The organism is Micromonospora sp. NPDC049580, from assembly GCF_040675595.1.
In the GTDB taxonomy this organism is placed as follows: Bacteria; Actinomycetota; Actinomycetes; order Mycobacteriales; family Micromonosporaceae; genus Micromonospora.
The window spans coordinates 1-2,068 of the sequence record NZ_JBFAPG010000731.1 but is presented as its reverse complement, the minus strand read 5'-3'; the positions used below and the strand labels follow the sequence as shown (position 1 = coordinate 2,068).

Sequence of the window (2,068 nt, the reverse complement as noted above, 5' to 3'; positions counted from 1 at the left end):
TCCCCCCCCACCCTCGCCCCCATCCCCCCCCCCGCCGCGCCCCCCGCCCCCGCCGGGCGACCCCCCAAACGAGCGGCCCCCGGAGCACCCGCTCCGGGGCCCGACCCGTCCCCGGGCACCGGCCGCTGCTGCAAGGGACGCGGGACGCGGGACGGGTCGTCAGACGGGGGTGGGTGCCGGGGCGGGCGTGGTGATCGTCGGGCGGCCGTCCTGGTCGACGGTGAGCAGTCGGCGCAGGGAGAGCGCGATGAGCGAGGCGATCAGGCAGCCGCCGACCACCACCGCGACCCAGACCATGCCGTTGGCCGCGCCGATGAGTGGGCCGGCGGTCACCGGGCCGATCACACCGCTGATCCCGAAGATCATCGAACTCATGGCGTTGTACCGGCCGCGCAGCTCGTCGGTGGCGAGCGCGTTGGTCAGCGCCGGCATCACCGGCGACAGCAGCGTCTCACCGAGGCCGAAGATCGCCGAGCAGGCCACCACGCACAGGGCGGCCACCAGGGCGTTGCCGGTGCTGATCACACCGGCGACGCCGAGGACCAGCCAGGCGACGGCGAACACCGCCCCGACCACGGCGAGCGCGCCGGTGCGGCTGCGCCCCTCGATCCGGCGGATCACCAGCAGTTGGGCGAGCACGATCATCACGGTGTTGGCCGCGAGCGCCCACGCCACCACCCGGGGGTTCACCTCGGCGACGCGCACGGCGTACGCGGCGAAGCCGACCTCGACCTGGGCGTACCCGCAGGTGGTGAGGACCAGACCGAAGATCACGAGCCGGCGGAACGGGCGGTCCCGGAGCACGGTCAGGTAGCCGCCGCTCGACGGCCCGTCGCCGGCTAAGCGGTGGCCGAGTCGGTGGCCGACGCCGGGCAGGGTCAACAGGATCAGGGCCGGCATCAGGTAGCTGACCGCATCCAGCAGGTAGATCGTCTGGAAGGTGCCGGGCCGCGCCGTGTCGACGATCGCGCCGGACGTCATGCCGCCGATGCCGATGCCGAGGTTGAGCAGCGCGAAGTTCAGTCCGAAGACCCGTTGCCGCTCACCGTCGTCGGTGAGCGAGGCGAGGATGGTGTTCTGCCCGGACCAGATCGCCGAGCTGCCGACGGCGATCACGGTCATCACGAGCAGGGCCGAGCCGGTCGAGTGGACCAGCGCCAGCGAACCGGTGCCGATCGCCTCGATCACGAAGCACGGCACCACCACCCGGCGCGCGCCGAATCGGTCGATAAGCGTCCCGCCCAGCGGCGACAACGCCAGGGTGACGACGCCGTACCAGCCGATCACCAGACCGGCGCGGGTGTCGGTGAGCCCGCGCACGTCGGTGAGGTAGATGAACAGGAACGGCAGGGTCAGGCCCCGCCCGATCGCCGACAGCAGGGTGCCGAGGAGCATCCGGCGGGCTTCCGGACGACGGGGCAGGGATCGACGCAGCATGTCCGGCATTCTGTTCGGTGGGTGTGACGCCCCGCGAACCGTTTTGCAGCGGCGACGCTGTTCCCGGGCCGCCGGGTGACCAACCCCACGGCGATCGTCGGTGTCGCCGGGTCTGCGATGCTGGCCCGATGACCGGCACCTGGCGACACCTGCCCGCTACCGCCCGCGCCATCGCGGTGACCGCCACAGCGGCCGTCGCCGCCGCCCAGGCGCGCGACAACCAGGCGTACGACGAGGCGGTCGCCGATCTCGCGGCCGACGACCGGTCCGGTCTGGTGCTCGGAACGGTGGTTCGGCTCCTGCTGGAGGAGGGCCACCCGGAAGGGCTGGCCGGCGACGACATCCGCCAGGTGCTGACACGCTGCGTGCAGAACGCGATGCGGTGGCGGTCGGACGTCGATCCGCACGTGGTGCTCGTCCTGCTCGCCGGAGCGCTCGGGGTGTACGACCCCGAGGGCGACGAGTCGCGGCCGGACGCGCCCGCCCTGGCCCGCCATGCCCCGCTACTCGTGGCCGACCTGTTGGCGGTGACGGGCGTGCCGTTGGACGACTACCTGGCCGCCGCGTTCACCGAGATCGAGCGCACCGAACGGCAGGACTGATCCGCGGGGGCGGCCACACCGGTGGCCAC

General features: G+C 72.9%; 2 protein-coding genes. One reads left to right on the top strand and one right to left on the bottom strand.

The window, feature by feature from the left end; genetic code table 11:
- Window positions 1-159 precede the first annotated feature (159 nt).
- Entirely contained in the window at window positions 160-1,437 is a 1,278-nt protein-coding gene (locus AB0J68_RS31515) for an MFS transporter (RefSeq protein WP_363942457.1), read from the bottom strand.
- A gap of 128 nt (window positions 1,438-1,565) precedes the next feature.
- On the opposite strand from AB0J68_RS31515, the gene AB0J68_RS31510 reads away from it, so the two are divergent.
- Window positions 1,566-2,039: a hypothetical protein gene (locus AB0J68_RS31510; protein WP_363942454.1), complete on the top strand. Its 474-nt coding sequence runs from the start codon at window positions 1,566-1,568 to the stop codon at window positions 2,037-2,039.
- The last annotated feature ends 29 nt before the right edge of the window (window positions 2,040-2,068 follow it).

Bases quoted from the DNA above. Each gene is read 5' to 3' on its own strand.
- AB0J68_RS31510 (WP_363942454.1), top strand. From the start codon at position 1,566: ATGACCGGCACCTGGCGACACCTGCCCGCTACCGCCCGCGCCATCGCG.
- AB0J68_RS31515 (WP_363942457.1), bottom strand. From the start codon at position 1,437: ATGCTGCGTCGATCCCTGCCCCGTCGTCCGGAAGCCCGCCGGATGCTC.